Origin of the sequence: Brachybacterium sp. NBEC-018, from assembly GCF_024860185.1 — a bacterium.
Classification (GTDB): Bacteria; Actinomycetota; Actinomycetes; order Actinomycetales; family Dermabacteraceae; genus Brachybacterium; species Brachybacterium rhamnosum.
In genome coordinates, this window is sequence record NZ_CP100650.1 from 2,358,689 (window position 1) to 2,383,435 (window position 24,747).

Annotated in this window: 25 protein-coding genes; 6 read left to right on the forward strand and 19 right to left on the reverse strand. The window is 74.3% G+C overall.

Annotated elements, in window-relative coordinates:
- Positions 1–22 precede the first annotated feature (22 nt).
- The 8 genes from kdpB to NLU66_RS10715 form a co-directional block, all read right to left on the reverse strand.
- Complete coding sequence (gene kdpB, locus NLU66_RS10680) at positions 23–2,101, reverse strand: potassium-transporting ATPase subunit KdpB (RefSeq protein WP_259359673.1); 2,079 nt, start codon at positions 2,099–2,101, stop codon at positions 23–25.
- A gap of 1 nt (position 2,102) precedes the next feature.
- Positions 2,103–3,776 carry a potassium-transporting ATPase subunit KdpA gene (gene kdpA / locus NLU66_RS10685; protein WP_259359674.1) on the reverse strand — a complete coding sequence of 558 codons (1,674 nt, stop codon included), beginning with the start codon at positions 3,774–3,776 and terminating at the stop codon, positions 2,103–2,105.
- Between the two features lie 85 nt (positions 3,777–3,861).
- Positions 3,862–3,987 (reverse strand): hypothetical protein, encoded by a 126-nt coding sequence (locus tag NLU66_RS10690; RefSeq protein ID WP_259359675.1) that lies wholly within the window; start codon positions 3,985–3,987, stop codon positions 3,862–3,864.
- An 87-nt stretch (positions 3,988–4,074) separates the two neighbouring features.
- A complete protein-coding gene (locus tag NLU66_RS10695) occupies positions 4,075–4,998 on the reverse strand; it encodes an ATP-grasp domain-containing protein (RefSeq protein ID WP_259359676.1) in 924 nt (307 codons plus the stop codon).
- Positions 4,999–5,012: 14 nt separating this feature from the next.
- On the reverse strand, positions 5,013–5,897 hold the full coding sequence (locus NLU66_RS10700; RefSeq protein WP_259359677.1) for a carbohydrate ABC transporter permease: 885 nt from the start codon (positions 5,895–5,897) through the stop codon (positions 5,013–5,015).
- 1 nt (position 5,898) lies between these two features.
- Entirely contained in the window at positions 5,899–6,807 is a 909-nt protein-coding gene (locus NLU66_RS10705; RefSeq protein ID WP_259359678.1) for a carbohydrate ABC transporter permease, read from the reverse strand.
- A gap of 3 nt (positions 6,808–6,810) precedes the next feature.
- Positions 6,811–8,145: an extracellular solute-binding protein gene (locus NLU66_RS10710; protein ID WP_259359679.1), complete on the reverse strand. Its 1,335-nt coding sequence runs from the start codon at positions 8,143–8,145 to the stop codon at positions 6,811–6,813.
- Positions 8,118–10,022: a glycoside hydrolase family 127 protein gene (locus NLU66_RS10715; RefSeq protein WP_259359680.1), complete on the reverse strand. Its 1,905-nt coding sequence runs from the start codon at positions 10,020–10,022 to the stop codon at positions 8,118–8,120. Before NLU66_RS10715 ends, NLU66_RS10710 begins: the two co-directional genes overlap by 28 nt.
- Before the next feature lie 188 nt (positions 10,023–10,210).
- On the opposite strand from NLU66_RS10715, the gene NLU66_RS10720 reads away from it, so the two are divergent.
- Positions 10,211–11,212, forward strand: coding sequence for a LacI family DNA-binding transcriptional regulator (locus NLU66_RS10720; RefSeq protein ID WP_259359681.1), 1,002 nt, complete (start codon positions 10,211–10,213; stop codon positions 11,210–11,212).
- Here the strand turns inward: NLU66_RS10720 and NLU66_RS10725 are convergent.
- The 7 genes from NLU66_RS10725 to NLU66_RS10755 all read right to left on the reverse strand — a co-directional run bounded on the left by NLU66_RS10725 (position 11,154) and on the right by NLU66_RS10755 (position 17,090).
- Positions 11,154–11,855, reverse strand: coding sequence for an endonuclease III (locus tag NLU66_RS10725; protein ID WP_259359682.1), 702 nt, complete (start codon positions 11,853–11,855; stop codon positions 11,154–11,156). The two genes, NLU66_RS10720 and NLU66_RS10725, sit on opposite strands and share 59 nt — an antisense overlap.
- The gene (locus NLU66_RS10730) at positions 11,852–12,859 is read right to left on the reverse strand and encodes a cation diffusion facilitator family transporter (RefSeq protein ID WP_259359683.1); all 1,008 of its coding nucleotides are present in this window, start codon (positions 12,857–12,859) and stop codon (positions 11,852–11,854) included. Before NLU66_RS10730 ends, NLU66_RS10725 begins: the two co-directional genes overlap by 4 nt.
- 19 nt (positions 12,860–12,878) lie before the next feature.
- On the reverse strand, positions 12,879–13,967 hold the full coding sequence (locus NLU66_RS10735; RefSeq protein WP_259359684.1) for a sulfate/molybdate ABC transporter ATP-binding protein: 1,089 nt from the start codon (positions 13,965–13,967) through the stop codon (positions 12,879–12,881).
- On the reverse strand, positions 13,964–14,743 hold the full coding sequence (locus NLU66_RS10740) for an ABC transporter permease (RefSeq protein ID WP_259359685.1): 780 nt from the start codon (positions 14,741–14,743) through the stop codon (positions 13,964–13,966). Before NLU66_RS10740 ends, NLU66_RS10735 begins: the two co-directional genes overlap by 4 nt.
- Complete coding sequence (gene modA, locus NLU66_RS10745) at positions 14,740–15,516, reverse strand: molybdate ABC transporter substrate-binding protein (RefSeq protein WP_259359686.1); 777 nt, start codon at positions 15,514–15,516, stop codon at positions 14,740–14,742. The genes NLU66_RS10740 and modA overlap by 4 nt, the downstream gene beginning before the upstream one ends.
- A complete protein-coding gene (locus tag NLU66_RS10750; RefSeq protein WP_259359687.1) occupies positions 15,513–15,920 on the reverse strand; it encodes a TOBE domain-containing protein in 408 nt (135 codons plus the stop codon). Before NLU66_RS10750 ends, modA begins: the two co-directional genes overlap by 4 nt.
- Before the next feature lie 78 nt (positions 15,921–15,998).
- Positions 15,999–17,090 carry a YeiH family protein gene (locus NLU66_RS10755; protein ID WP_259359688.1) on the reverse strand — a complete coding sequence of 364 codons (1,092 nt, stop codon included), beginning with the start codon at positions 17,088–17,090 and terminating at the stop codon, positions 15,999–16,001.
- Positions 17,091–17,160: 70 nt separating this feature from the next.
- Between NLU66_RS10755 and NLU66_RS10760 the strand changes: the two genes are divergently transcribed.
- Complete coding sequence (locus tag NLU66_RS10760; RefSeq protein ID WP_259359689.1) at positions 17,161–18,066, forward strand: LysR family transcriptional regulator; 906 nt, start codon at positions 17,161–17,163, stop codon at positions 18,064–18,066.
- A 66-nt stretch (positions 18,067–18,132) separates the two neighbouring features.
- Positions 18,133–18,507: a DoxX family protein gene (locus NLU66_RS10765; protein WP_137770606.1), complete on the forward strand. Its 375-nt coding sequence runs from the start codon at positions 18,133–18,135 to the stop codon at positions 18,505–18,507.
- Positions 18,508–18,516: 9 nt separating this feature from the next.
- On the opposite strand, the gene NLU66_RS10770 is transcribed toward NLU66_RS10765, so the two are convergent.
- Positions 18,517–19,200: a hypothetical protein gene (locus NLU66_RS10770; RefSeq protein ID WP_259359690.1), complete on the reverse strand. Its 684-nt coding sequence runs from the start codon at positions 19,198–19,200 to the stop codon at positions 18,517–18,519.
- Positions 19,201–19,444: 244 nt separating this feature from the next.
- Between NLU66_RS10770 and NLU66_RS10775 the strand changes: the two genes are divergently transcribed.
- Both NLU66_RS10775 and NLU66_RS10780 read left to right on the forward strand, forming a co-directional pair.
- Positions 19,445–20,029: a DinB family protein gene (locus tag NLU66_RS10775; protein ID WP_259359691.1), complete on the forward strand. Its 585-nt coding sequence runs from the start codon at positions 19,445–19,447 to the stop codon at positions 20,027–20,029.
- 56 nt (positions 20,030–20,085) lie between these two features.
- Complete coding sequence (locus NLU66_RS10780; protein ID WP_259359692.1) at positions 20,086–21,093, forward strand: squalene cyclase; 1,008 nt, start codon at positions 20,086–20,088, stop codon at positions 21,091–21,093.
- A 7-nt stretch (positions 21,094–21,100) separates the two neighbouring features.
- On the opposite strand, the gene NLU66_RS10785 is transcribed toward NLU66_RS10780, so the two are convergent.
- From NLU66_RS10785 to NLU66_RS10795, 3 genes are read right to left on the reverse strand one after another with little or no spacing between them, the layout of a single operon-like run.
- Positions 21,101–21,988, reverse strand: a complete 888-nt coding sequence (locus NLU66_RS10785; protein ID WP_259359693.1) for an SMP-30/gluconolactonase/LRE family protein — start codon at positions 21,986–21,988, stop codon at positions 21,101–21,103.
- Positions 21,985–22,323: a GNAT family N-acetyltransferase gene (locus NLU66_RS10790; protein WP_259359694.1), complete on the reverse strand. Its 339-nt coding sequence runs from the start codon at positions 22,321–22,323 to the stop codon at positions 21,985–21,987. The genes NLU66_RS10785 and NLU66_RS10790 overlap by 4 nt, the downstream gene beginning before the upstream one ends.
- A complete protein-coding gene (locus NLU66_RS10795) occupies positions 22,320–23,537 on the reverse strand; it encodes an ROK family transcriptional regulator (protein ID WP_259359695.1) in 1,218 nt (405 codons plus the stop codon). The genes NLU66_RS10790 and NLU66_RS10795 overlap by 4 nt, the downstream gene beginning before the upstream one ends.
- A 315-nt stretch (positions 23,538–23,852) precedes the next feature.
- Between NLU66_RS10795 and NLU66_RS10800 the strand changes: the two genes are divergently transcribed.
- Positions 23,853–24,746, forward strand: a complete 894-nt coding sequence (locus NLU66_RS10800) for a carbohydrate ABC transporter permease (protein ID WP_137771724.1) — start codon at positions 23,853–23,855, stop codon at positions 24,744–24,746.
- The last annotated feature ends 1 nt before the right edge of the window (position 24,747 follow it).

Here is a 24,747-nt window from a genome sequence, read left to right on the forward strand (position 1 = left end):
TCCGTGGAAGGGGCGGGCCGGCTCAGAAGCCGGGCAGGAGGCGCACGAGCTGGTCGATCGCCCAGATCCCGAGGAACGGCGCGATCACCCCGCCGAGGCCGTAGACGAGCAGGTTCCGGCGCAGCAGGGCGGCCGCCCCGCCGGGACGGTGGCGCACGCCGCGCAGGGCCAGCGGCACGAGCGCGACGATGACGAGGGCGTTGAAGATCACCGCGGAGAGCACCGCGGAGGCCGGCGAGTGCAGCCCCATCACGTTCAGCGCCTGCAGCTGCGGCAGCGAGGAGGCGAACAGCGCCGGCACGATCGCGAAGTACTTCGCGAGGTCGTTCGCGATCGAGAAGGTCGTCAGCGCGCCGCGGGTGATGAGCAGCTGCTTGCCGATGCCGACGATCTCGATGAGCTTCGTGGGGTCGCTGTCGAGGTCCACCATGTTCCCGGCCTCCTTCGCGGCGGAGGTGCCGGAGTTCATCGCGACGCCGACGTCGGCCTGCGCGAGCGCGGGCGCGTCGTTCGTGCCGTCCCCCGTCATCGCGACGAGCCGCCCGCCCGCCTGCTCGCGGCGGATGTAGTCGAGCTTCTGCTCCGGGGTGGCCTCGGCGAGGTGGTCGTCCACGCCGGCCTCGCGGGCGATCGCCGCGGCCGTGATCGGGTTGTCCCCGGTGACCATGACGGTGCGGATGCCCATCGCGCGCAGCTGCGCGAAGCGCTCGCCGAGGCCCTCCTTGACCGTGTCCTTGAGGTGGACGACGCCGAGCGCGCGGGCGGTGCCGTCGGCGGTCCGCTCGGCGACGACGAGGGGCGTGCCGCCCGAGCGGGAGATCCCGCCGGTGAGGTCGTCGAGCTGGGCGGCGAGCGGACCCTCGAGCGGGTGGCCGAGCTCCGCGAGCCAGGCGGTGACGGCGGAGGCGGCGCCCTTGCGCAGCACGGCGCCGTCGGCGAGGTCGAGGCCGGACATGCGGGTGGTGGCGGTGAACGGGACGGCCGTGCCGCGGGGGAGGGCGTCGACGTCCGCGCCGCCCTCGCGCACCAGGTCCAGGATCGAGGCGCCCTCCGGGGTCGGGTCCGCGAGCGAGGCGGCGGCCGCGGCGCGGGTGAGGCGGTCGGGGTCGACGTCGCCGAGCGGGAGCAGCGCCGCGGCCCGGCGGCTGCCGTGGGTGATCGTGCCGGTCTTGTCGAGCAGCAGGGTCGAGACGTCCCCCGCGGCCTCCACCGCGCGCCCCGAGAGGGCGAGCACGTTGCGCCGCACGAGCCGGTCCATGCCGGCGATGCCGATCGCGGAGAGCAGCCCGCCGATCGTCGTGGGCACGAGGCACACGAGCAGGGCGACGAGGACCGGCAGTCCGGGGCCCTCCGCGGTGAGCGCGGCGATCGGGCCGAGGGTCACGACGACCACGACGAACACGATCGAGAGGGCGGCGAGCAGGATCCCGAGGGCGATCTCGTTGGGGGTGCGGCGGCGGGACGCACCCTCGACGAGGGCGATCATCCGGTCCACGAAGGTCTCCCCGGGCCAGGAGCTGATCCGCACCACGACCCGGTCCGAGAGCACGCGGGTGCCGCCGGTGACGGCGGAGCGGTCCCCGCCGGACTCCCGGATGACGGGGGCGGACTCGCCGGTGATCGCGGACTCGTCGACGCTCGCGACGCCGTGCACGACCTCGCCGTCCCCGGGGACCAGGTCCCCGGCGCGGACCTCGACGAGGTCCCCGGGCTGCAGCTCCGCCGAGGGCACCTCGATGATCACGAGGTCCGGCTCGCCGAGGCGATCCACCGGGGTGCCCGCGTGCAGGCGGCGGGCGACGGTGCTGCTGCGCGTGGCGCGCAGGGCCTGCGCCTGGGCGGCGCCGCGGCCCTCCGCGATCGCCTCCGCGAGGTTCGCGAAGAGGACGGTGAGCCACAGCCACACGGCGAGCAGCGGGGTGAGGCCGGGCGGGGAGGCGGCGGCGTCCTCGACGAGGCCGAGCGGGGTGAGCAGGGCGATCAGGGTGGTGAGCGCCGCGCCCGCCCACACGATCGCGATGACGGGGCGGTCCCTCAGCGTGCGCGGGTGGAGCTTGCGCAGGGCGCCGAGGAGGGCGGGGCGGAGGGTGGAGCGGGTCATGTCAGGACAGTCCTTCGGCGAGGGGGCCCAGGGCGAGCACGGGGACGACGACGAGCGCGGTGACGAGCACCGCCGTGCCGGCCATGAGGCCGATGAAGAGGGGCCCGTGGGTGGGCAGGGTGCCGGCGGTCGCCGGAGCCGGGCGCTGGGCCGCGAAGGACCCCGCGAGGGCGAGCACGAGCACGATCGGCACGAAGCGGCCCAGCAGCATCACCGCGGCGAGCGAGAGCGTCATCCACGGCGTGGAGGCGTCCAGGCCCGCGAAGGCGGAGCCGTTGTTGTTCGCGGCGGAGGCGACGGCGTAGAGCAGCTCGGAGAGCCCGTGGGGACCGGTCGCGGAGAGCGAGTCCTCCTCGATGCTGCGGCGCAGCGGCGGGACGGCCAGGCCGATCGCCGTCGTCGACAGCACCAGCACGGGCATGACGAGCAGGGCGAGGCCGGTGAGCGTCATCTCGCGCCGCCCGATCCGCTTGCCGAGCCATTCCGGGGTGCGGCCCACGAGCAGGCCGGCCACGAAGGCCGCGAGCACCGCGATGAGCAGCATCCCGTACAGGCCCGAGCCCACCCCGCCGGGGGCGATCTCCCCGAGCAGCATGTTCAGCATCGCGACCATCCCGCCGAGAGCCGTGAACGAGTCGTGCATGGCGTTGACGGCGCCGGTCGAGGTGAGGGTCGTCGCGGCGGCGAAGATCGCCGATCCGATCACCCCGAAGCGGGTCTCCTTGCCCTCCATAGCGGCGCCGGCCGCCTCCGGAGCGGCGCCGTGCCCGGCGAGCTCCGCCGCGCTCAGCGCGAGCACGGAGAGCGTCCCGAGCAGCGCCATGGCGGCGAGCACCGCGCGACCCTGGCGGAGGTCGCCGGTCATCCGGCCGAAGGCGCGCGGCAGGGACACCGGGATGAGGAGGATCAGCAGGATCTCCACGAGGTTCGTCCACGCGCTCGGGTTCTCGAAGGGGTGGGCGGAGTTCGCGTTGAAGAAGCCGCCGCCGTTGGTGCCGAGCAGCTTGATCGCCTCCTGCGAGGCGACGGGCCCGCCGGGCAGCACCTGGGTGCCGCCCGCGACCGTGGTGACGGTGAGGTCGCCGCGGAGGGTCTGGACGACGCCCCCGGTCATGAGCAGGAGCGCGGCGAGCAGGGCGAGCGGCAGCAGCACCCGGGTGATCGAGCGGGTGAGGTCCACCCAGAAATTGCCGAGGGTCGGCGTCGCCTGCGGGGAGGCGCCGTCGGCGGGACCGCGCGAGGCGATGCCGCGCACGAGCGCCGCGGCGACCGCGAGCCCCGTCGCGGCGGAGAGGAAGTTCTGGACCACGAGGCCGAGCGCCTGGCCCGCGTCCCCGAGGGTCTCCCCGGAGTAGGCCTGCCAGTTCGTGTTCGTCACGAACGAGGCCGCGGTGTTCACGGCGATCAGCGGGGTCATGCCCTGCGTGCGCAGCAGCGCGTACAGGCCGAGCACCCCCACGAGGGAGAGCAGCAGCACCGAGCGGGCGTAGGCGCGCCAGGACTGACCGGCGTCGGGGTCCACGCCGAGCAGGCGGTACACCGCGCGCTCCGGCGCGAGGTGTCCCGGCGCGGTGTAGGTGCGGGCGAGGTGGTCGCCGAGCGGCCGGTGCAGGACCAGCAGGGGGAGGGCCAGCGCGAGCAGGCTCGCGAGCAGGGGCCAGGTCGCGGCGCCCATCAGAAGCGCTCCGGGAGGACGAGCGCGAGCAGGAGGTGGACGAGGGAGACGAGGGCCAGGAGGAGGGCGAGCAGGTCGAGGGGGGTCACAGCCGATCGACCGCCTTCGCGAGGAGGCCGAGCAGCGCGAACAGTCCGAGGACCGCCGCGACGAGGACGAGGTCGAGCATCTGCGACTCCGGTTCCGTGGGGCACGGTGCCCGGTCGGGCACGGCTCCCGATCAGACACCCGCCCGCACGGCCCGGCGCCGATCCTCACGGAATCCATACGGCCGCCCCGGCGGCCCCTCACGGCCTGCTCACGCCGGAGGTCCGGCGGGGCCGTCCACCGCTCGGAGGCGGGCGAGCACCGCCTCGGCGAGGACGTCGACGACCTCCGGCACGAGGTGCAGGTTGAAGGTCGGCTCGAAGAGCTCCGCCTCGAGCAGCACGAGCCCGAACGCGGCGGAGTCCACCATGTCGATCCGGGCGTACAGCGGCAGCGGGGCGCCCGTGACCGCACCGGCGGCGGCGACCACCTGCTCCGCGAGGGCGGCCTCCGCGGCGCTCACCTCCACGAGCTCGGGATGCTCCTGGTAGACCCCGCCGCGCAGGCCGCCGCCGCGGGCGAGCAGGGCGCCCTTGGAGATCGCGTGGGTGACGCGGCCGTCCACGAGGTACACGGCCTTCTCCGCGCCCTCGGAGAGCTCGGGGACCTCCGGCTGCAGCAGCACGGTCCCGCCGCCGCCGAGGATCGCCCGCGCGGGCCCGAGCAGCGCGGGGTCCTCCCGGGCGAAGAGCCCCGTGTGCAGGGAGCCCGCGCCCACGGCGGGCTTGACGACGACGTGCTCCGCGTCGGCCGCCCCGAGGGCCTCCTGCAGGGAGGCCTCGTCCTCGTGGTAGGTCGTGGGGACGACGGGGACGCCCGCGAGGGCGAGCTGGGCGAGGTAGCGCTTGTCCATGTTCCAGCGCACGAGCGCGGGCGGGTTCAGCACCGTCGTCGCCTCCCCGGCCTTCTCGAGCCAGCGCGAGAAGGCCTCCGGGTCCAGGGGGTAGTCCCACGGGCTGCGCAGCACCGCGAGGTCGAGGCCGGACCAGTCGACGGCCTCGTCCCGCCAGCCGACCACCTCCGCCTCGGCGCCGCGACGTCGCAGCGCCTCGACCAGGAGCGGGGAGTCGACGTCCGCGTCGAGCTCGGAGTAGAAGGACGGATCGGTGCCGACGACGGCGATGCGGGAGGTCATCGCAGAATCGTAGGTCAGCCCTTGACCGCCCCGGCGGCCAGTCCCTGCACGTAGAACCGCTGCAGCGCGATGTACAGCAGGATGCAGGGGATCATCGCGACCACGGCGCCCGCGACCAGCAGGCCGTAGTCGAGCTCGCCGAAGGTGCCGGACTGCAGGTTCAGCAGGGCGACGGGCAGGGTGTAGAGGTCCTCGCGGGTGATGAAGGTCAGGGCACCCAGGAACTCGGTCCACGAGGCGAGGAAGGCGTAGAGCGCGGCGCTCGCCACGCCGGGCAGGAGCATCGGCCGCAGGACGGTCGTGAGCATGCGCACCGTCCCGGCGCCGTCCATCAGCGCGGACTCCTCGATCGAGGCGGGGACGGCGTCGCACGCGGCCTTCATGACGAAGACGCCGAAGGGCAGGTTCACCGTGGTGCAGAACAGCACGAGCCCCAGCAGCGAGTCCGTGAGGTGCATGGCGTTCATCTCGAGGTAGAGCGGAGTGAGGATCGCCTGGAAGGGCACCATCATCGACAGCAGGATGACCAAGAGCGCCGCGCCGGCGCCGCGGAAGCGGAACTTCGAGAGCCCGTACCCCGCGAGCGTGGCGACGACCGCCGTGAGCACGGCCGTCGCGACGGAGACGATGACGGAGTTCATGAGCGCCCGCCACAGCGATCCGCTCGGCGTGAGGATCTGGGCGAAGTTCGTGCCGCTCAGGTCGAGCATCTGCGACCAGGTCGCCGCGGAGACGATCGTGTCGTTGGTCTGGAACGCCCGCAGCACCGCCCAGAGCAGCGGGATCGTGACGACCAGCGCGGCGGCGGTGCCGAGGACCGCGTAGAGCGCGGAGCGGGTGCCGGCACCGCGGCGCGCGGAGGTGGTGGAGGGGGTGGAGGTGGCGGGGGTGGTGGTCATGTCAGTCCTTCTCCCTCAGCAGCAGGAACTGGGCGCCGGTGACCGCGGCGACGACCACGACCAGCAGCAGCGAGATGGCGGTCGCGGAGCCCAGCTGGAGCTCCACGAAGGCGCGGTTGTAGATGTAGCCGACGATCGTCATCGTGTCGGTGCCGGGGCCGCCGCGCGTGAGGATGAAGAACTGGTTGAAGGCGAGCAGCGAGCCGATCACGGAGATGATCAGGGCGATCGCCACGTTCTGGCGGATCATCGGGATCGTGATCCTCCATTCGCGCTGCCACCAGCTCGCGCCGTCGATCTGCGCCGCCTCGTAGGTCTCGGCGGGGATCGACTGCATCGCGGCCATCAGCAGGATCATCGTCAGCCCCGGCACTGTCCAGATCACGAGCAGGCAGATGAGCACGGTCGCGAGCGGGCCGTCGACGAGCCAGGCGGTCGTGCCGTCGCTCAGGCCGAGCGCACGGAGGATCCGGTTGATCGCGCCGGACTCGGGCTGGGCCTCGAGCACGAGCATGTAGCTCAGCGTCGTGAGCCCCACGACGAAGGGCAGGAAGAAGATCGTCCGCAGCACGGTCGATCCCCGTCGGCGCCGCCGGACGAGCACGGCGAGCCCGTAGCCGATCACGAGGATCGGGCCGGTGACGATCGCGGTGTACAGCAGCGTGTAGCGGATCGCCTTCCACATCCCGGGATCGGTGAGGGCGAGGCGGTAGTTGTCCGGTCCCACGAAGCGGTACTCGCCCACGAGCGGCCAGTTGGTGACCGAGATGTAGAGGGCGAAGGCCAGCGGGGCCAGCGCGAAGACCGTGACGAGCAGGATCGCCGGAGCGACCAGCAGGAGCCCGGTGCGCGGGGGATGGGTGAGGGAGCGGGGTCGTCGGACGACGCTGTGCGACGGATGGGCTGTCATGGGTCAGGGCCTCGTCTGCTCGAGGATGCGGTCGAACTCGGTCTGCGCCCCGGCCATGGCGCCGTCGACGTCGCCGTCGAAGACGGCTCCGCGGAACATCTGCAGCCAGGGGCCGGCGGGCTGGTTGAACAGCAGGTTGTAGCCGAGGGTGAAGGGGACGAAGCCGTCGGCGATGCCGTCGATGGGCGGGACCGCGAGCGGGAAGTCCTCCCGGAAGCGGTCCGTCGCCGCGTCCGCACGGATCGGCAGGTAGCCGCCCTCCGGCATACGCTCCTGCTGGGCGACCTCGAGCAGGAAGCGGCAGAACTCCCAGGCGCCCGAGGGGTTCGCACAGCCGTTGGGGATGCAGAGGTCGTCCCCTCCCGAGAAGGTGCTGCGACCGCCCTCGGGCCCCGGGAGGAGCACGTTGCGCATCCGGGAGCGCGCCTCGTCGCTCGCCTCGTGGGCGGCCATGCCGTAGCTGCCGGGGACGAAGGCGACCTGCCCCGTCCGGAAGTCGGCGCCCCACTGGGAGGCGTCGTCGGAGTAGGCGCGCGGCGAGACGAGCTCCTCCTCCCAGAGCGAGCGGTGGAAGTCGAGGACCGCGCGCACCGTCGCATTGCCCTCCACGTCACCGCGCTGGGAGCCCACGTCACCCGTGACGAGGTCGGAGCCCCCGGCCCAGATCATGGGCTGGACGGTGAAGCCGAGGGCGCCGGTCGCGTTGCCGGGGAAGCTGAACGGGACGACGTCGGGCGTCGCCCCGGCGATCTGCCGGCACGCGTCCAGCAGGGAGCCGAGGCTCGAGACGGCGGCCTCCGCGTCCACGCCTGCGCTCTCGAGGAGGGCGGTGTCGTACCAGAGCGTCGAGTAGTCGCCGAGGTAGGGGACCCCGTAGTACCGCTCCTGGTAGGTGACCTCGCCGAGATGGCCGGGGGAGAGGACGGGGACGATGCCGAGCGCCTCCACCTGCTCCGTGAGGTCCGCGAAGGCCTCGCGGACGATGAACAGGGGGCAGTTGATGAGGTCGAAGTCCACGAGGTCCGGGACGGTGCCGCCCCGGATGGAGGTCGCGAGCTTCGTGACGTACTGCGCGTCGGGGATCGGCGTGACCTGCACCTGCAGCCGGTCCTGGGAGGCGTTGAAGGACTCGGCGGCGGCGGTGATCGGCGCCTGGGTGCCCGCCCGGCACCACACGCGCACGGTCCCCGTCGCGCCCTCGCCGAAGCCGGACGCGGTGGTGTCCGTGGGCGGCAGCGTCCCCGCGCAGGCCGCGGCGCCGAGCGCCACGGCCCCCGCGAGGGCGGAGCCGATCGCCGCGCGGCGGCTGATCACGACCGGCTCCGCAGCGGCAGCCACACGCGCATCGGACCGATCTCGCGGTTCGCCCACGCGTAGTAGGGCACGGCGCGCCAGGTGTGCGCCGCGGGCTCTGCTGCCGGGGCGTCCCAGGGCAGGTAGCCCTCGCCCGCGGGAGCGGGGGCGATCGCGCCGTCGAGGTCGAGGGCGACGACCCCGTCGAGCGCGTCGATCCGGTGCTCCGTGACGGGGACCGACGGGTCGATCAGGGCGTCGTCCACGGTGCCCCGGCCCTCCTGGTCCGCCTGCTCGAGGGCGTAGACGAGCGGGCCTCGCAGCAGGGCGACGGCGCCGCGGGAGGCGTCCACACGGTGCGGGGCGCGCACGAAGCGCGGCGTCATGGGCAGCTCGAGCAGGATCTCCTCGCCCGGGGTGAGGACGCGGCGGATCGTGTGCGCGCCGGGGGAGACCTCGATGGTGGCGCCGCCCTCGGTGACGGTCGCGCCCGCCGCGGCCCAGGCGGGGACGCGCAGGCTGAGCGCCGCCTCTCCCTGCGGCGCCTCGAGGATCCGCACGGCGACCTGCCCCTCGTGGGGGTAGGCGGTCTCGACCTCGACGGCCAGGCCGCCGCCGCTCCAGGTGCCGCTCGCGTAGAGGTGCAGCTGGAGCCCGTCCTCGGTGGCGGTCGCCACGTACTGGTCCAGCGAGGAGAGGGTGCGCATGACGTTGGGCGGGCAGCAGGCGCAGTCGAACCAGCCGCGGCGTCCGTGGACGATCGACCGGCCCTCGTCCGCGATCGCGCCGTCGCGCAGCTGCAGGGAGTTGACGTAGAAGAACTCGGTGCCCGTGAGCGAGACGCCCGGGAGGACGGCGTTGTGCAGGAGGTGGTCGATCTCGTCCGCGTAGGAAGGATCGCCGGTCGCGAGGAGCAGGCGCCAGGCCCACTGCACGGCCGCGATGCCCGCGCAGGTCTCGGCGTAGCCGCGGTCCGTGGACAGCTCGAAGGGGTCGCCGAAGGCCTCCCAGTCCCAGCGCGCCCCCATGCCGCCGGTGACGTAGGTCTTGGTCGCGAGCGTCGTCGCGAACAGCGCGCGCTGCTGTTCCAGGAGCGCGTCGTCGCCGTCTTCGATCGCGAGATCCGTCGCCCCGGCAGCGAGGTAGAGGGCGCGAACGGCGTGGCCCTCGACGGTGCTCGCCTCGCGCACGGGCACGCGGTCGGAGAAGTAGCCGGGGTTGTCCTTCCCGTTCGCGTTGTGCCCGCGGGCGTCGAGGAGGTGGCGGGCGAGGTCGAGGGCGTCGGCGCGACCGGTGAGGCGGTGCAGCTCCATGAGGGCCATCTCGATCTCGGGGTGGCCGGGCACGCCCGGGTGGCCGCCGCGCAGGAACACCTCGACGAGGTGGTCGAGGATCCGCAGCACCACGTCGAGCAGCGCGTCGTCCCCGGCGGAGCGGGAGGTGGCGACGGCGGCCTGCATGAGGTGCCCGTAGCAGTAGAGCTCGTGGTTCCAGGCGAGGTCGGTGTAGCGCTCCTCGGGGGAGTGGCGCAGCTGGTGGACGGCGTTGAGGTAGCCGTCCTCCTGCTGCGCGCCGGCGACCGCGGCGGTCACCTCCGCGAGCAGGGCCCGCAGCTCGGGATCGTCCCCGCGCCCCAGCTCGTGGCCCACGGCCTCGAGCCACTTGTAGGCGTCGGAGTCCTGGAAGATCATGCCGCGCGCCTCGCCCTGCTCGAGGCCGGCGGCGATGCGGAAGTTCGCGAGGGTGCCGGACTCCTCGAGCTGGCGGTGGCCCGCGCGCAGCGCGTCGCGGCGGTTGCGCTCCTGGCGCAGGGCCCAGAACCCGCCGGTGATCCGGGCCGCGCCGGGGGCGAGCGGCCGCAGGGCGGTGCGGGCGGCGGCGGTGGGGGCGACGGGAGGGGCGAGGGCGGACGTCGTCGTCATGGGGGAGCTCTCCTGTGAGCGTGCCGGTCGGGTGCGCTCCGCCGGCGGCGGAACCTGGGCCGGCAGCGGAACCTGGGCCGCCGACGGAATCTGCGCCGTCGGCGGAAACGGAGGCAAACGATTGCCTCGTTGGATCAGTATGGGCATCCACGGATGCGGATCGCAAGGGTTCGCAGTACAGTTCCTGCATGTCAACGCAGCGGACGTCCTCCACCACCGTCAGGATCGGTGACGTCGCGCGCGCCGCGGGAGTTTCCGTGGGGACAGTCTCCAAGGCGCTCAACGGCACCGGGAGCCTTCGGGAGGAGACCCGTCGGCACGTCCGTGAGACCGCCGAGCGGCTCGGCTTCGTGGCCGACGCCCGCGCCCGCGGCCTCGTCGCCGGTCGCACCTACACGGTCGGCTTCCTCACGACGGACAGCTTCGGCCGCTTCATGCTCCCGATCCTCATGGGGGCGGAGGACGCCCTCTCCGTGGGGCAGATCGCCGTGATCCTCGCGGACACCCGCGACGACCACGCCCGCGAGCAGCACCTCCTGCGCTCCCTGCGCTCCCGCCGGGTCGACGGGCTGATCGTCACCGGGCGCACCACCGACGCCCGCGACCCGCTCGACGTCGACATCCCCGTCGTGCACGCCTTCGCCCCCTCGAACGACGACTCCGCCCCCGCCGTGCTCACCGACGAGGCCGGGGCGGCGCGGCTCGTCGTCGAGCACCTGCTCGCGATCGGGCGTCGACGGATCCTCCACGTCACGGGTCCCGAGCGGCACCGCTCCTCGCGTGTGCGCGCCGAGGAGGTGCGCCGCGTGGCGGGGGAGGCGCTCGTGGGCGAGCCCATGTTCGGCGCCTGGAGCGAGGAATGGGGCCTGCGGGCGGTCGACCTCGCCCTCGCCTCCGGCCTCGAGTTCGACGCGGTCTGCGCGGGCTCCGACCAGATCGCCCGCGGCGTGCTGGACCGGCTCCGCGAACGGGGGCTGTCCGTGCCGGCCGACGTCGCCGTGACGGGTGTGGACAACTGGGACGTCATGGCGCTCGCCGCCCGCCCCGCGCTCACGACCGCGGATCTCTGCCTCGCGGAGATCGGACGTCGCTCCGGCGAGATGCTGCTGGACCTCGTGGAGGGCCGTGAGCTCAGCGAGCAGCGGGTCGTCGTGCCGCCGCGGCTCGAGGTGCGCGGCTCGACGGTCTGAGGCCTGACGGAACCGGGACCCCGGGGGCCGGACGTGCGAGGCGCGGCCGCGCGAGGGCGGCGGCCTTGCCCTCCTCGACGATCAGTCCGTGCAGCTCGGCGAGCTCCGCCACCGTGAACGCCGCCTCGGCGAGGGACGGGGCGAGCGCCCGGGCGAAGGCCGCGTAGGAGCGCGGCACCGCGTGACCGCGCTCGGCCAGCGCGCGCCGCGCGTACTCGTCGCACAGGAACGCCGGGCGACCGAAGCAGTACAGGGAGATCGCATCCGCCGTCTCCTCGCCCACGCCGTCGACCCCGCGCAGCTCCGCGCGCAGCTCGGCGTCCGTCAGCCCCGGCACCTGCGGGGCGCGCTCCGCCCACCAGGCCGCGAGGGCGCGCAGGCGCCGCGGCTTCTGCGAGGGGAAGCCCGCCGCGCGCACGAGCTCGCGCACCTCCTCCTCGGGCGTCGCCGCGAGCGCGGCCGCCTCGAGCAGCCCACGCGCGCGCAGCGCCGTGACGGCGACGTCGGCCTGCTCCCAGCGGGAGCGCTGGACGAGGATCGCACCGACGGCGATCTCGAAGGGATCCTCGCCGGGCCACCACCAGCCCTGCGGGCCGTGGCGGCGCAGTAGCTCGCCGTGGAGCGCGCGGAGGTCCACCCTCACGCGCCGGTGCCCTCGGGCAGCAGGCGGGAGTCGTCCGCGGGGTTGCGCAGGGTGAGCACGGCCCGGGAGACGGAGGGCTCGCGCTCGAGCAGGTCCTCGATCGCCTGCACCTTCTCCTGCAGCACCGACTCGCGGACGTCCCCCACGAGGTCCACGGAGGCGACGACGAACAGCTGGTCCGCGCCCACCCATTCGGTGTGCAGGAAGGTCACCTGCTCGACGTCCGCATGCCCGGAGATGATCCCCAGCAGGTGGTCGCGCAGCGCGGGGGAGCCGCCCTCGCCGCTGAGGAACGCGGCGTTCCTGCCCACGAGGATGATCGCGACGATGCCGAGCAGCACGCCCACGAGGATCGAGCCGATCGCGTCCCACACGGCCTGCCCGGTGATCTGGTGCAGGCCCATGCCCGCGGCGGCGATGACAAGACCGATCAGAGCGCAGGCGTCCTCCGCGAAGACGGCGCGGAGCATCGGGTCCGAGGTGCGGCCCACGTAGTGCAGCAGCGGCATGCGACGGTCCCGGGCGCCCGAGCGGGACTGCCGGAACGCCTGCAGGAAGCTGATGCCCTCGAGCACGAAGGCGATCGCGAGCACGAGGTAGCCCCAGCCGTAGCCGGCCTCCTCGGTGCCGGTCTCCCCGAGGGACTGGATCCCGTGCCACACGGAGACTCCGGCGCCGACGGCGAACAGCCCGATCGCGGCGAACATCGCGTAGACGTAGCCGACGCGGCCGTACCCGAGCGGGTGGGAGGAGTCAGGCCTGCGCCGCGCCCTCCGCTCACCCACCAGCAGGAAGACCTCGTTGCCGGTGTCCGCCCAGGAGTGGGTGGCCTCCGCGAGCAGCGAGGCGGAGCCCGTGAGACCCGCGACCACCGTCTTCGCGATCGCGACGAGCAGGTTGGCGCCGAAGGCGAGGAGCACCGTCAGCGAGCTCCCGCCGCCGGGGTCCTCCCGCTCGTCCGGTGCGACGTCCGTGGTCTTCCCTGCTGCTGCCTGTGCGTCCATCTGCCCCTGCTCTCCTGGTTCACCTCGCAGGGTAGATCGTCACGGCGTCCTGCGGCACGTGCAGGCGCACGCGGGATCCCGGTCGCAGAGCCGCGGCCGCGACCGCCTCGGGGGCGAGGTCCGCCTCGAGATCCGCCGTGCGCACGCGCACGAGGTCGCCGCGCGGCTCGAGGCCCGTGACCCTCCGGGCGAGGACCGTCCCGGTGGGAGGGCCGCCCGCGGACGGTGCGAGCGCCACGGCGGCGGGTCGCAGCGCGGCGAGGGCGGCGTCGCCCTCGCGCAGGTCGCCGCGGCGGAGGCCGCGGATCAGCTCCCCCGTGGGCAGGCGCAGGGCGGCGTCCTGGGCAGCGCCGGGAGCCGCTGCCGGGCCGGCATCGGCGCGTCCGTGCAGGAGCACGAGGCCCGCGAAGCGCGCGGCGAAGGCGGTGCGCGGGCGGGCCAGCAGATCCGCCGTCGGCCCGCGGTCGCGGACCTCCCCGTCCTCGAGCACGAGCACGTCGTGCGCCATCGTGATCGCGTCGAGCACGTCGTGGGTGACGATCACGGCGGAGCGGTCCTCGAGGAAGCGGGGGAGCAGGGCGCGGATCTCCGCGGCGGCGTCCACGTCGAGGGCGGACATCGGCTCGTCCAGCAGCAGCAGCTCGGGATCCGCGGCGAGTGCGCGGGCGATCGCGACGCGCTGCTGCTGGCCCCCGGAGAGCCGGCCCGGGCGGCGATCGGCGAGGCCCGCGGCGCCCACCTCCGCGAGCAGCTCGCGCGCCCGGGCCCGGGCGTCGCGGCGCGGGACCCCGCGGGCGCGGAGCGGGAAGGCGACATTGCCGAGCGCGGTGAGATGCGGGATCAGGTGCGCCTCCTGACCGAGCGTCGCGACACGCCGCGCATGCGCGGGGACCTGCACGGTCCGGCCGCTCGGGCGCACGGACGTCAGCACGCGCCCCCCGAGCACGACCTCCCCGCGGGCGGGCCTCAGATCGCCGCCCAGCAGCGCGAGCAGGCTCGACTTGCCGGCGCCGTTGGGGCCGACGAGCGCGAGGGTGCGGCCGGCGGGGAGGTCCAGCGCGAGGTCCAGCCCCCGCTCCGGTGCCTGCGCCTCGACGTGCAGGCTCATACGCGTGCCCTCCGGTGCGCCAGCAGGATGACGACCAGGGCGACGAGCACGAGCAGCAGCGACAGGGCCACCGCGGCGTCCGGGTCCGTCTCCCGCAGCAGGTAGATCTCGAGCGGCAGCGTGCGCGTGGTCCCCTCGAGGGAGCCGGCGACGGTGATCGTCGCCCCGAACTCGCCGAGCGCGCGGGCGAAGGAGAGCACCGTCCCCGAGGCGAGCGCCGGCAGCGCCCCGGGCAGGGTCACCCCGAGCAGCACGCGGGTGGGCCGTGCCCCGAGCGCCGCGGCCGCGCGCTCCGCGCCGCCGCCCGCGCTGCGCAGCGCTCCCTCGAGGGTGAGGACGAGGAAGGGCAGCGCCACGAAGGTCTGGGCGAGGACGACGGCGGCGGTGGAGAACGCGACCTGCAGCCCGAGCGTCTGCAGCGGCCCGCCCAGCAGCCCCTGGCGGCCCACGGTGAAGAGCAGCGCGAGACCGCCGACGACGGGCGGGAGCACGAGCGGGATCAGCAGCAGCGCCCGGAGCAGGGACAGCACCGGTCCGGGGATCCGCGAGCGGGACAGCACGAGGGCGAGCGGCACCCCGAGCAGGAGGCACAGCACGGTGCTGCAGGCGGCGGTGACCAGGCTCAGGCGCAGGGCGGCGAGCGAGGAGCCCGCGCTGATCAGGCCCAGGAACGTCGAGGGGTCGACGCGCACGAGCACCGCCGCGAGCGGCAGCAGCACGAAGAGCGCGCCGATCAGGGCGGGCGGCCAGGCCCAGCGGGGCAGCGTGCTCGTCACGGCGCCTGGAACCCCTGGGCCGCGAGCACCTCCTGGCCGCGCGGCCCGAGCACCTCCTGGGTGAACTCCGTCGCGAGCTCCTCCTGCGAGGTCCCGGCGACGACGGCGAGCGGGTAGGTGTTCACGGCGGCCTTCGCCTCGGGGAGGTCGATCTGCTCGACGGCGTCCCCGGCGGAGGCGGCGTCGGTGACGTAGACGAGACCGGCGTCGGCCTCGCCGGAGGTGACCTTGCCGAGCACGTCGGTCACGCTCTGCTCCTCGCTGACGGGGGAGAGGGTCACACCGGCGGACCCCTCGACCTTCTCCGCGGCGCGGCCGCACGGCACCTGGGGTGCGCAGAGCACGAGCTGGACACCCGGCTCGGCGAGCGAGGCGAGATCGGTGATCCCGGCGGGGTTCCCGGCGGGCACGGCGATGGTCAGGGTGTTCGTCGCGAAGTCCTGCGGGGTCCCGGTGACGAGCTCCTGCTCGACGGCCTGGTCCATGGTGGCGGTGTCGGCGGTGGCGAGGACGTCCGCCGGGGCGCCCTGGCCGATCTGGGTGACGAGGTCGGAGGAGCCGGCGAAGGAGAGCCGGACGTCGACCCCGGGATGATCGGCCTCGACGTCGGTGGCGATCTCCTCGAAGGAGCTCCTCAGACTCGCCGCCGCGAAGACGGTGAGAGTCGTGGAGGACCCGCCGGCATCGCTCGCCCCGGAGTCGCCGCCGGAGCAGGCGGAGAGCAGCAGTGCAGCGGTGATCGCACCGGTCACGGCGATGCCGCGCCGGCTCATGCGGGGACTCCGATCGATTCGGCCTCGACGAGGACGGTGGTGGCCTTGACGACGGCGGTCGCGACGCTGCCGGGGGCGAGGCCCAGCTCCCGGACCGCCTCCGTGCTCATGAGGGAGACCACGCGGAAGGGCCCGCACTGGAGCTCGACCTGCGCCATGACCGTGTCCGTCGTGACGGCCGTGACGAGACCGGTGAAGCGGTTGCGGGCGGAGGTGCGGGCGTGGCGGCCGCTCGGGGTGCGCGCGTGCTCGCGCGCCGCACGGGCGACCTCCGCACCGTCCAGGACCTTGCGGCCGCTCTCGTCGGTGCCGGCCGTGAGCGTCCCCCGCTCGATCCACCGTCGCACCGTGTCCTCGCTGACCCCCAGGAGGTCGGCGGCTTCCCTCACCCGCAGCTGCGTCATGGTCAGGCATCCTAGTCGGGCAGATGCGTGGCGATGTGCCGTGTCCGCACGCGGATGCGGGTCGCGGCGTGGGGCGGCTCAGGAGGCGAGCAGGACCCCGCCGAGCGCCACGAGCGCCACGAGCACGGTCGAGCAGAGCGCGAGCAGCAGCGGCCGCACGCCCACGCCGAGCAGCTCCCGCACCCGCACCCCGCAGCCCAGCGCGAACATGGCCGCGGCGAGCAGCGTGGTCTGCAGCAGGTGGGCGTCGTCGAGGACCGCCGCCGGCACCGGGAGCCCGGTGCGCACGAGCACGAGCGCGAGGAAGCCCGCGACGAACCAGGGCACGATCGGGGGGAGCCGCGGCGCGGTCGCCCCGGCCTCCGGATCGGGGGTCCGACGCGCCCGCGCCCGCTCCCGCAGGGCGAGGGCCGTCATCACGGGGGCGAGCATGAGCACGCGGGCGAGCTTCACGACGACCGCGAGGGCGAGCGCCCCGCCGCCGATCAGCCCTCCTGCGGCGACCACCTGGGCGACCTCGTGGATCGCCGCGCCCGCCCACAGCCCACCGGTCGCGGTCCCGAGGCCCAGCAGCGCCACGGCGGCGGGCAGGATCAGGATCATCGCCGTCCCGCACACGACCACGAGCGCGACCGCCGTCGCGGTGGGCGTCTCGTGCTCGCCGTCGGGATCGGTGACGTCGGCCGCCGCGGCGACCGCCGCCGCCCCGCAGATCGAGAAGCCGCACGCGACGAGCAGGGTGAGGCGCGGATCGACCCGCAGCAGCCGGCCCAGCAGGAGCGTCCCGCCCACGCCGATCCCCACGACCGCGACGACGACGAGGATCATCCCGGCGCCGAGGGCGAGCACGTCCCCGAGGGCGAGCTGGAGCCCCAGGAGCACGATCCCGAGGCGCAGCAGCAGCTTGGCGGCCATGCCGATCCCCGGGGTGAGCACCGGGAGCGGCGGGAGCAGGTTCGCCGTCACGATCCCGGCGACGATCGCGAGCAGCAGCGGGCTCAGCAGGGGCAGCGGCGTCGTGAGGAGCTGGGCGGCGACGGCGACCGCGAGGCACACCGCGATCCCGGGGAGCGCCGCGGCGAGGCGCGAGCCGCGGCCCGGTCCGGCGGGACGGAGCGCGGAGCCCGAGGTGGGGGTGCTGAGGGGGGCTTGGCCGCGGGCTTGGAGCATGGATCCACCCTGGCCCGCGGCGCGGGCATGCAGTAGACCCCGATCCGGCACGGGGGCATATCCTGCTGATATGACGTCGTCGCTGCCGAACCTCCCGGCCCTCGCCCTCTTCGTCGCCGTGATCGACGAGGGCGGCCTCGGCGCCGGTGCCCGACGGCAGGGCATGGCCCAGCCCAACGCGAGCCGCATGATCGCCCGGCTCGAGGCGCAGGCGGGGCAGGCGCTGCTCGAGCGCAGCCCGCGCGGGGCACGGCCCACCTCGGCCGGTCTCGTGCTCGCCGCCCATGCGCGGGAGCTGCTCGAGGCCGCGGCCGCGTTCACCGACTGGATCGAGCACGGCACCGAGGAGGAGGCCGCGCTGCTCGAGATCGGGGCGAGCATGACGGTCGCCGAGCACCTGGTGCCCGCCTGGCTCACCGCGCTGCGCTCCGTGGCCCCTGCCGTGCGCGTCACCCCGCACGTGCTGAACTCGACCGGGGTGGTCTCCCAGGTGCGCGAGGGCACGCTGCGGCTCGGCTTCATCGAGACCCCGCACCTGCCCGCGGGGCTCCATGCGCTGACGGTCGGGGAGGACGAGCTCGTCGTGGTCGTCGCCCCGGGGCATCCCTGGGCAGGACGCACGGACCTCTCCCGCGACGAGCTCGCCGCGACGCCGCTCGTGGTGCGCGAGGGCGGCTCCGGCACACGGGAGGCCTTCGAGCAGCTCGTGCCCGCCGCCGCGGCGACCGAGCCCGTGCAGGTCCTCGGCAGCAACGCGGCCGTGCGCGTCGCCGTCGCGGGCGGGGCGGGACCGGCGGTGCTCAGCCGTCTCGCCGTGCGCTCCGCGCTGAGCGGGGGAGACCTGCTCGAGGTGGGGCTCGCCGGAGAGCCCCTCCGCCGGCCGCTCACCGCCGTCTGGGGCGGGCCGCGACGCCTCTCCGGGGCGGCGGCGGAGCTCGTCGCCCTCGCCCGACGCGACGCCCCCGCGAACCGCTGACATCTCCCGCCGGGCGGCGCATACTGGCAGGCCCGGCCGCCCGTGCCGCGGGGAGGAGGTGCTCCCATGAACGTCGTCCTCTGGGTGCTCGCGTTCGCCCTCGCCGCCGTCTTCGCGGCCTCCGGGATCATGAAGCTCACCGTCCCGCGCGAGAAGCTCATCGAGCGCACGCCCTACGCGGCGGATCTCCCGCACTCCGTGGTGCTCGCGATCGGCGTGGTCGAGGTACTCGGCGCCGCAGGGCTGCTGCTCCCCGGGCTGCTCGGCATCGCGCCGGTGCTGGTCCCGCTCGCCGCCGCGGGCCTCGCGATCACGATGGCCCTCGCCTTCCTCACCCACATCCGCCGCGGCGACCAGCTCGCCCAGACGCTCCCCGCGATCGTCCTGCTGGTGCTCTCCACGCTCCTCGCCTGGGGCCGATTCGGGCCGTACCCGCTCTGATCGGGGGCCTCAGCGTCCCAGGAGGTCCTCGAGGTCGAACCCTCCCAGCAGGCCGCCGAGCAGCCCTGCGTCCCCGAGCAGGTCGGTGTCGCCCTGCGCCCAGAAGTCCTCGCCGCCCGGCGGGCCGACGGGCGCGCCGAGCAGGTCGTGACCGGGGGAGACCGCCCCGTGCAGGAGCGAGGAGGCGGCCGACGAGACGACGGCCCCTCCCGCCACGGCGGCGAGCAGCCCGCCCGCGCCGAGCAGGCCGCCGCTGCCGAGGGTCGCGGCGCCCGCGGTGAGCGAGCCGGCGAGGTCCTCGACGCGGGAGGAGCGGGGACGCTCCTCCTCGGGCAGCTCCGCGCGGAGCCGGGCCTCGACCTCCTGCCGCTGGAGCGGGGTGAGGCGTTCGAGCGCCTCACGGTGCACGGCCTCGAGCTGCTCGGGGCTCGCCTCGCGGACGATCCGCTCGTACTGCGCGATCGCCTCATGGTCCTGCTCGGTGAGCGCGGCGGAGTGCGCGGTGAAGGAGCTCTGCCAGGTGCCCGTGGAGGCCCCGGCGGAGGTGGGGGCGCCCGTCGTCGGGACGGATCCGGCTGTCGCGGCGGGTGCGGCGGCGCGGTCGGTGCCGCCGCGTGTGGCGGGGACGGCGCTCGGGATGCTCGCGCCGAGCACCCGGCGCAGCTTCTCGGTCAGGCGGTCGAACGTGCTCATGGTGGCCTCCGGTCCTCGGGCGCCGCCGGCTGCGACGCGGGACCCAGTCCATCGCGCGCACCGGGGAGGGGGCTGTGGTGCGGCCCAGCGGAACCTGTGCGCGGCGCCGGGGGACGTGCGCCGGAGGTCCCGCCGTCCGCCGCGCCGCCGTCGGCCGTGGTCCGCGGACAGGACCTGTCCTCCCCGCGGCGAAGACTGGTCCCTGACGGCGGGGAGCGGCCCCGCCCCACCGGACGGAGTCCCGATGTCCTTCCTCACCCGCCACGACGTCACCGGGGAGCGCGAGCTGCTCGCGGTCTTCGTCGAGCAGCAGGCCGATCAGATCGCCACGAGCCTGTACGGGCTCTCCCACGAGGACCTCGGCCGCGCCGCGAGCGCGTCCGCGATGACCCTCGGCGCCCTGGCCCGGCACGCGCTGCTCATGATCGAGGGCACCGTGCTGCGCGTGCAGGCCGCCCCGGAGGCCTCCGCCCCCGCGCCGCGCACCCCCGAGCAGGCGGCGGCGGAAGGGCCGATCGACCCCTCTGCCCTGCGCGAGGAGGACACCGCGGAGTCCCTCGCCGCGGCGCTGCGCGAGGCCGGCGGCGCCCTCGGTGCCGCCCTGCTCGCGGCGGACCCGGCGACGAGCGTGCCGATCCCGCAAGCGCCCTGGTTCCCGACCGAGGGGGAGTGGACCGTGCGCTGGGTGGCGCTGCATCTCGTCGAGGAGCTCGCCCGCCACGCCGGGCACGCGGACATCCTGCGCGAGAGCCTCGACGGCAAGGGGACCTACGAGCTCAACGCGCGCTCCGACGGCGAGCCCTGGCCCGCCGAGTGGGCGCAGGGCTGAGCGGGAGCAGTCACGACCCGGGTGCCGGGCAGGTCCGGAGGTGGCAGGATCGAGCCATGATCGACGCCGACCTCCGGACCTGGCTCCTGGACACCGACCCCGCCCTGCGCTGGCAGGTGGAGCGCGACCTGCTCGACGCCCCCGAGCACGTGTGGCTCGCGACCCGGGCGCGGATCGCGACCGAGGGGCGCGGGGCCCGCTTCCTCTCCCTCCAGGACGAGGACGGCCGCTGGGCCGGCGGCTCCTTCTTCCCGGGCGGCTTCCTCGACGATCCCGCGAACCAGCAGCTGCCCGGGCAGCCCTGGACCGCGACCACCTGGACGCTGACGACGATGCGCGAGGACGGCATGGACGCCGCGCCGCTGATCGCGAACGACACCGCCGGCAAGCTCGAGCGCAACGCCCGTTGGGAGTACGACGGCCTGCCCTACTGGGACGGCGAGGTGGACTGCTGCATCAACGCGATGACCCTCGCCAACGGCCTCTGGCTGGGCCGGGACATGGAGGCGAACGCCGCCTGGTTCGTCGAGCACCAGATGCGCGACGGCGGCTGGAACTGCGAATGGGTCGAGGGCTCGACCCGCGGCAGCTTCCACTCGACGCTCAACGCCCTCAAGGGCCTGCTCGACCACGAGATCGCGACCCGCGGCACGCCTGCCACGCGCCTCGCGCGCCGCCGGGGCGAGGAGTACCTGCTCTCGCGCGGGCTCATGCGGCGGGCCTCGACGCACGAGGTCGTCGGCAGCTTCATCCCGTGGTTCGGTTACCCGTTCCGGCACATCGCGAGCGCCCTGAACAGCGCGGACCACATGCGCCGCGCCTCCCTGCACGACGGCACCCCGCCCGATCCCCGCATGCGCGAGGCGGTCGAGATGATCCGCGAGTCCCGGGAGAGCGACGGCACCTGGCACCAGGGCCGGGTGCTGCCCGGCGAGGTGTGGTTCCCGCTCGACGTCCCCGAGGGCGAGCCCTCCCCGTGGGTCACGATGATCGCGCTGCGCGTGCTGCGCTGGTACGACGAGGGGACCGGCGCGAGCGGCCCCGCATCGCTCCCGTTCTCCTGAGCCGCGCTCAGCGGGCGGCGGCGTCCTGCGCGGTCGTGCGCACCCGGTACAGGCTCGTCGTCGCCGTCATGTAGAGGGTGCGACCGTCGTCCCCGCCGAAGCACAGGTTCGAGACGGTCTCCGGGACAGGCAGGTCCAGCAGCGGCCAGCCGTCGGGGGAGAAGACCTGCACGCCCGAGGCGCTCGAGCTCCACACGTTCCCCGCGGTGTCCACGCGGATCCCGTCGGGCACGCCCGGTGAGACCTCGACGAAGGGGCGTCCGTAGCGGGCGCGGTCCCCGCCGATCACGTCGTACACCCGGATCGAGTGACCGCGCTCCGGGCCGGCGGAGTCGGCGACGTAGAGCAGCGAGGCGTCCGGGGAGAAGGCGAGCCCGTTGGGTGCCTCCATGTCCGTGATCACCGGGCGCAGCTCGCCCGTGGTGGTGTCGAGGCGCAGCACCCAGCGGTCCCCGTACTCCTCCTCGCCCAGGTGGCCCTCCTCCGGCTTCTGGATGCCGTAGGACGGATCGGTGAACCAGATGGCGCCGTCGGGCGCGACGACCACGTCGTTGGGGGAGTTCAGCCGCACCGGTCCCAGGCGGTCCACGAGCACCTCGGGCCGGTGCGCGTCCCCGGGGCCCGCGGAGTCGTCGCGCTGCACGGCGCGCCGACCGTGCGAGCACTCCACGACGCGCCCCTCGAGGTCCAGGGTGCGGCCGTTGGTGAACTCGACGCCCTCGGCGAAGACGCTCAGCTCCCCGGTCTCCTCGGAGTACTCGAGGATGCGGTCCCCGGGGATGTCGCTGAAGCGGAGCGCCCGACGGCGGGGCAGCCAGAGCGGCCCCTCGGCCCAGGTGGCGCCGGTCGCGACCTTCTCGACGGCCGCCCCGGGCTCGAGCAGCAGCGCGCTCATCCGCGCCGCTCCAGGAGGGCCAGGTGATGCGGGGTGACGGCATCGACGGCGCCGGCCACCTCGTCGTGCGTGGTGAGCCAGCGCTCGACATAGGGGCACACGGGGACGATCCGCCGCCCGGCGTCCACGGTCTCGCGCAGCGCCTCCCGGGTGAGGGTCGAGGCGAGGCCGCGGCCCTCGAAGGCGTCCTTGATCGCGGTGTGGAAGAAGATGCGCTGCGCCGCCCCCTCGACCTCGGTGTCGAGGTAGTGGGAGGTACCGGCGAGGGTGCCGTCGACCCGCACCTCGTAGCGTCGGCGGTCCGGCACGTCCTGGACGATGATCTGCTCGCTCATGCGGGAAGCGTAGCGGGGGAGAGGGCCCGCCCCATCTGGAGGGTCGCCGCGCCGATCGCGCCGACGTCGTCGCCGAACGCCGAGGAGCGGATCTCGACCTCGGGGGCGCCGCGCTCGGTGGAGCGGGCGCGCTCGAGCAGCCCCGGGAGGGCGTGCGGGGAGAGCAGCCTCCAGTAGGGGCCGCCGATGATCACGAGGGACGGGTCGTGCACGCTGATGAGGGTGCGCAGGGCCTCGCCGAGCGCCGTGCCGTGACCGCGCACCTCGGCGAGCGGGCCCTCCTCGCCGGCGTCCGCCCGGGCGACGAGCGCGGCGACGTGCGCGGAGGTCGGGGCGCCGTCGGAGAGGGTCTCGCCCGCGGCGGCGCGCTCGAGCATCCCGGCGACGTCGGTGAACATGGACAGGCAGGCGAGACGGCCGCAGCCGCAGCGCGTCCCCGGCAGGCCCGTGGGCAGGTGTCCGATCTCGCCGGCCTGTGTGGTCGCGCCGGCGCGGACCCTCCCTCCGGAGGCGACCGCGGAGCCGACGCCCGCGCCGACGTACACGTACAGCACCGTGCCCTCGACGGTGCGCCGGCCGGACCAGAGCTCCGCGGTGAGCGCGGCGTTGGTGTCCTTGTCCAGCATGACGGGGCGACCCGTGGCCGCGCCGAGGAGCTCGGTGAGGGGGACGTCCCGCCAGCCGGGCAGCCACGGCGGGCTCTCGACGAGGCCCCGACGGGCGTCGAGGCTGCCGGGGGAGGCGACGCCGATCCCGAGCAGCGTCTCGGCGGGGGTGCCGCCGTCCGGTGCGCGCCAGCCGTCCCGTTCGAGCCGGTCGAGGACCGCGTCGAGGCCCGCCGCGATGCGGGCGACGTCGGCCTCCGGGTCGGTGGTGGGGGCGGGGAGCGTCTCCTCCGCGACCACCCGCGCCTCGAGATCCACGATCGCGATCGCGATGCCCGAGGGGTCCAGGTGCACGCCGGCGGCGAGCAGCGCCGTGGGCACGACCTTGAGCAGCGTGCGGGGCTTGCCGCGGGCGCCGCCCAGCGTCCCGGCCGTCTCCACGATGCCGCGCTCGAGCAGGCGGCGCGTGATGAGCGAGACCGCCTGACGCGAGAGACCGCTGCGCCGGATCACCTCGGACTGGGAGCTGCCGTCGGGATCGCTGCGGATCGCATCGAGCACCACGAGCTCGTTGCGTGCGCCGATGTCCACCATCGAGGAGCCGCGCATGACCGTCCCTCCGCCCTCATTGCCTTTAGTCCAACAGTGTGAGTAATGTACGACACGTCCCGGACGGCCGCAGGTCGTCCCACCCCGGATCCGACGCTCGACACGGGACCACCACGGCCCCGGACCCCAGAACGACACCGACGGCGGCGCCGTCACGGACCCGATCCCCGCCCCTCTCCACTCCGCAACGTCGCGGAGGAAGGAACCACGATGAGTGTCCCCGACACCGTCGGCCCCCAGGTCACGGAACCCGGCGCACAGCGCGCCGCGGCTTCGGACCGGGCGGCCGCCCGACCACCGGATCGACCCCGGCGCATGAACTCCGGCCAGCGGCGCAAGCTGCGCACGGGCCTGCTGTTCATCTCGCCCTGGATCATCGGTGTGGTCGTCTTCATCCTGTACCCGGTGATCTACTCGATCTCGCTGAGCTTCACGCGGTACTCCGGCATGGAGGCACCCACCTGGGTGGGCATCCAGAACTACGTCACCGCCGTGACGGACCCGCTCGTCGCCAAGGCCGCGAGCAACACGATCTTCTACGCGATCATCGCGGTGCCGCTGGGACTGATCGTCGCCCTCTCGCTCGCGATCGCGATGAACCAGAACGTGCGCGAGGTCGCCCTGTACCGGACGATCTTCTACGCGCCCTCGCTCATCCCCGCCTTCGCGATGTCCTTCATCTTCATCGTGTTCCTCAACCCTCAGTTCGGCGTCTTCAACCAGGTGCTGAACCTCTTCGGCGGCGCGAACGTCAACCTCCTGGGCGACCCGACGGGCGTGAAGATCGCGATCATCCTCATGGCCCAGCTGGGAGCGGGCAATGCGGCGCTGATCTTCCTCGCCGGCCTGCGCAACGTCCCGCGCACCGTCTACGAGGCTGCCCGCGTGGACGGCGCCGGCCCGATCCGGCAGTTCTTCTCGATCACCTTCCCGCTGCTCACCCCGGTGCTGCTGTTCAACCTCATCACCGGCGTCTCCGGCGCCCTGCAGGTGTTCACCGAGGCCTTCATCGTCACCAACGGCACGGGCGACCCCGACGCCGGCGCGCTCTTCTACATGATGTACCTCTACAAGAACGCCTTCGGCTTCGCGGAGCTCGGCTACGCCTCGGCCCTCGCCGTGCTCCTGTTCCTCGCAGGCCTCGCCCTGGCCCTGCTGATCTTCTGGCTCTCGCGCCGGTTCGTGAACTACGACGTGGAGGCCGGCTGAT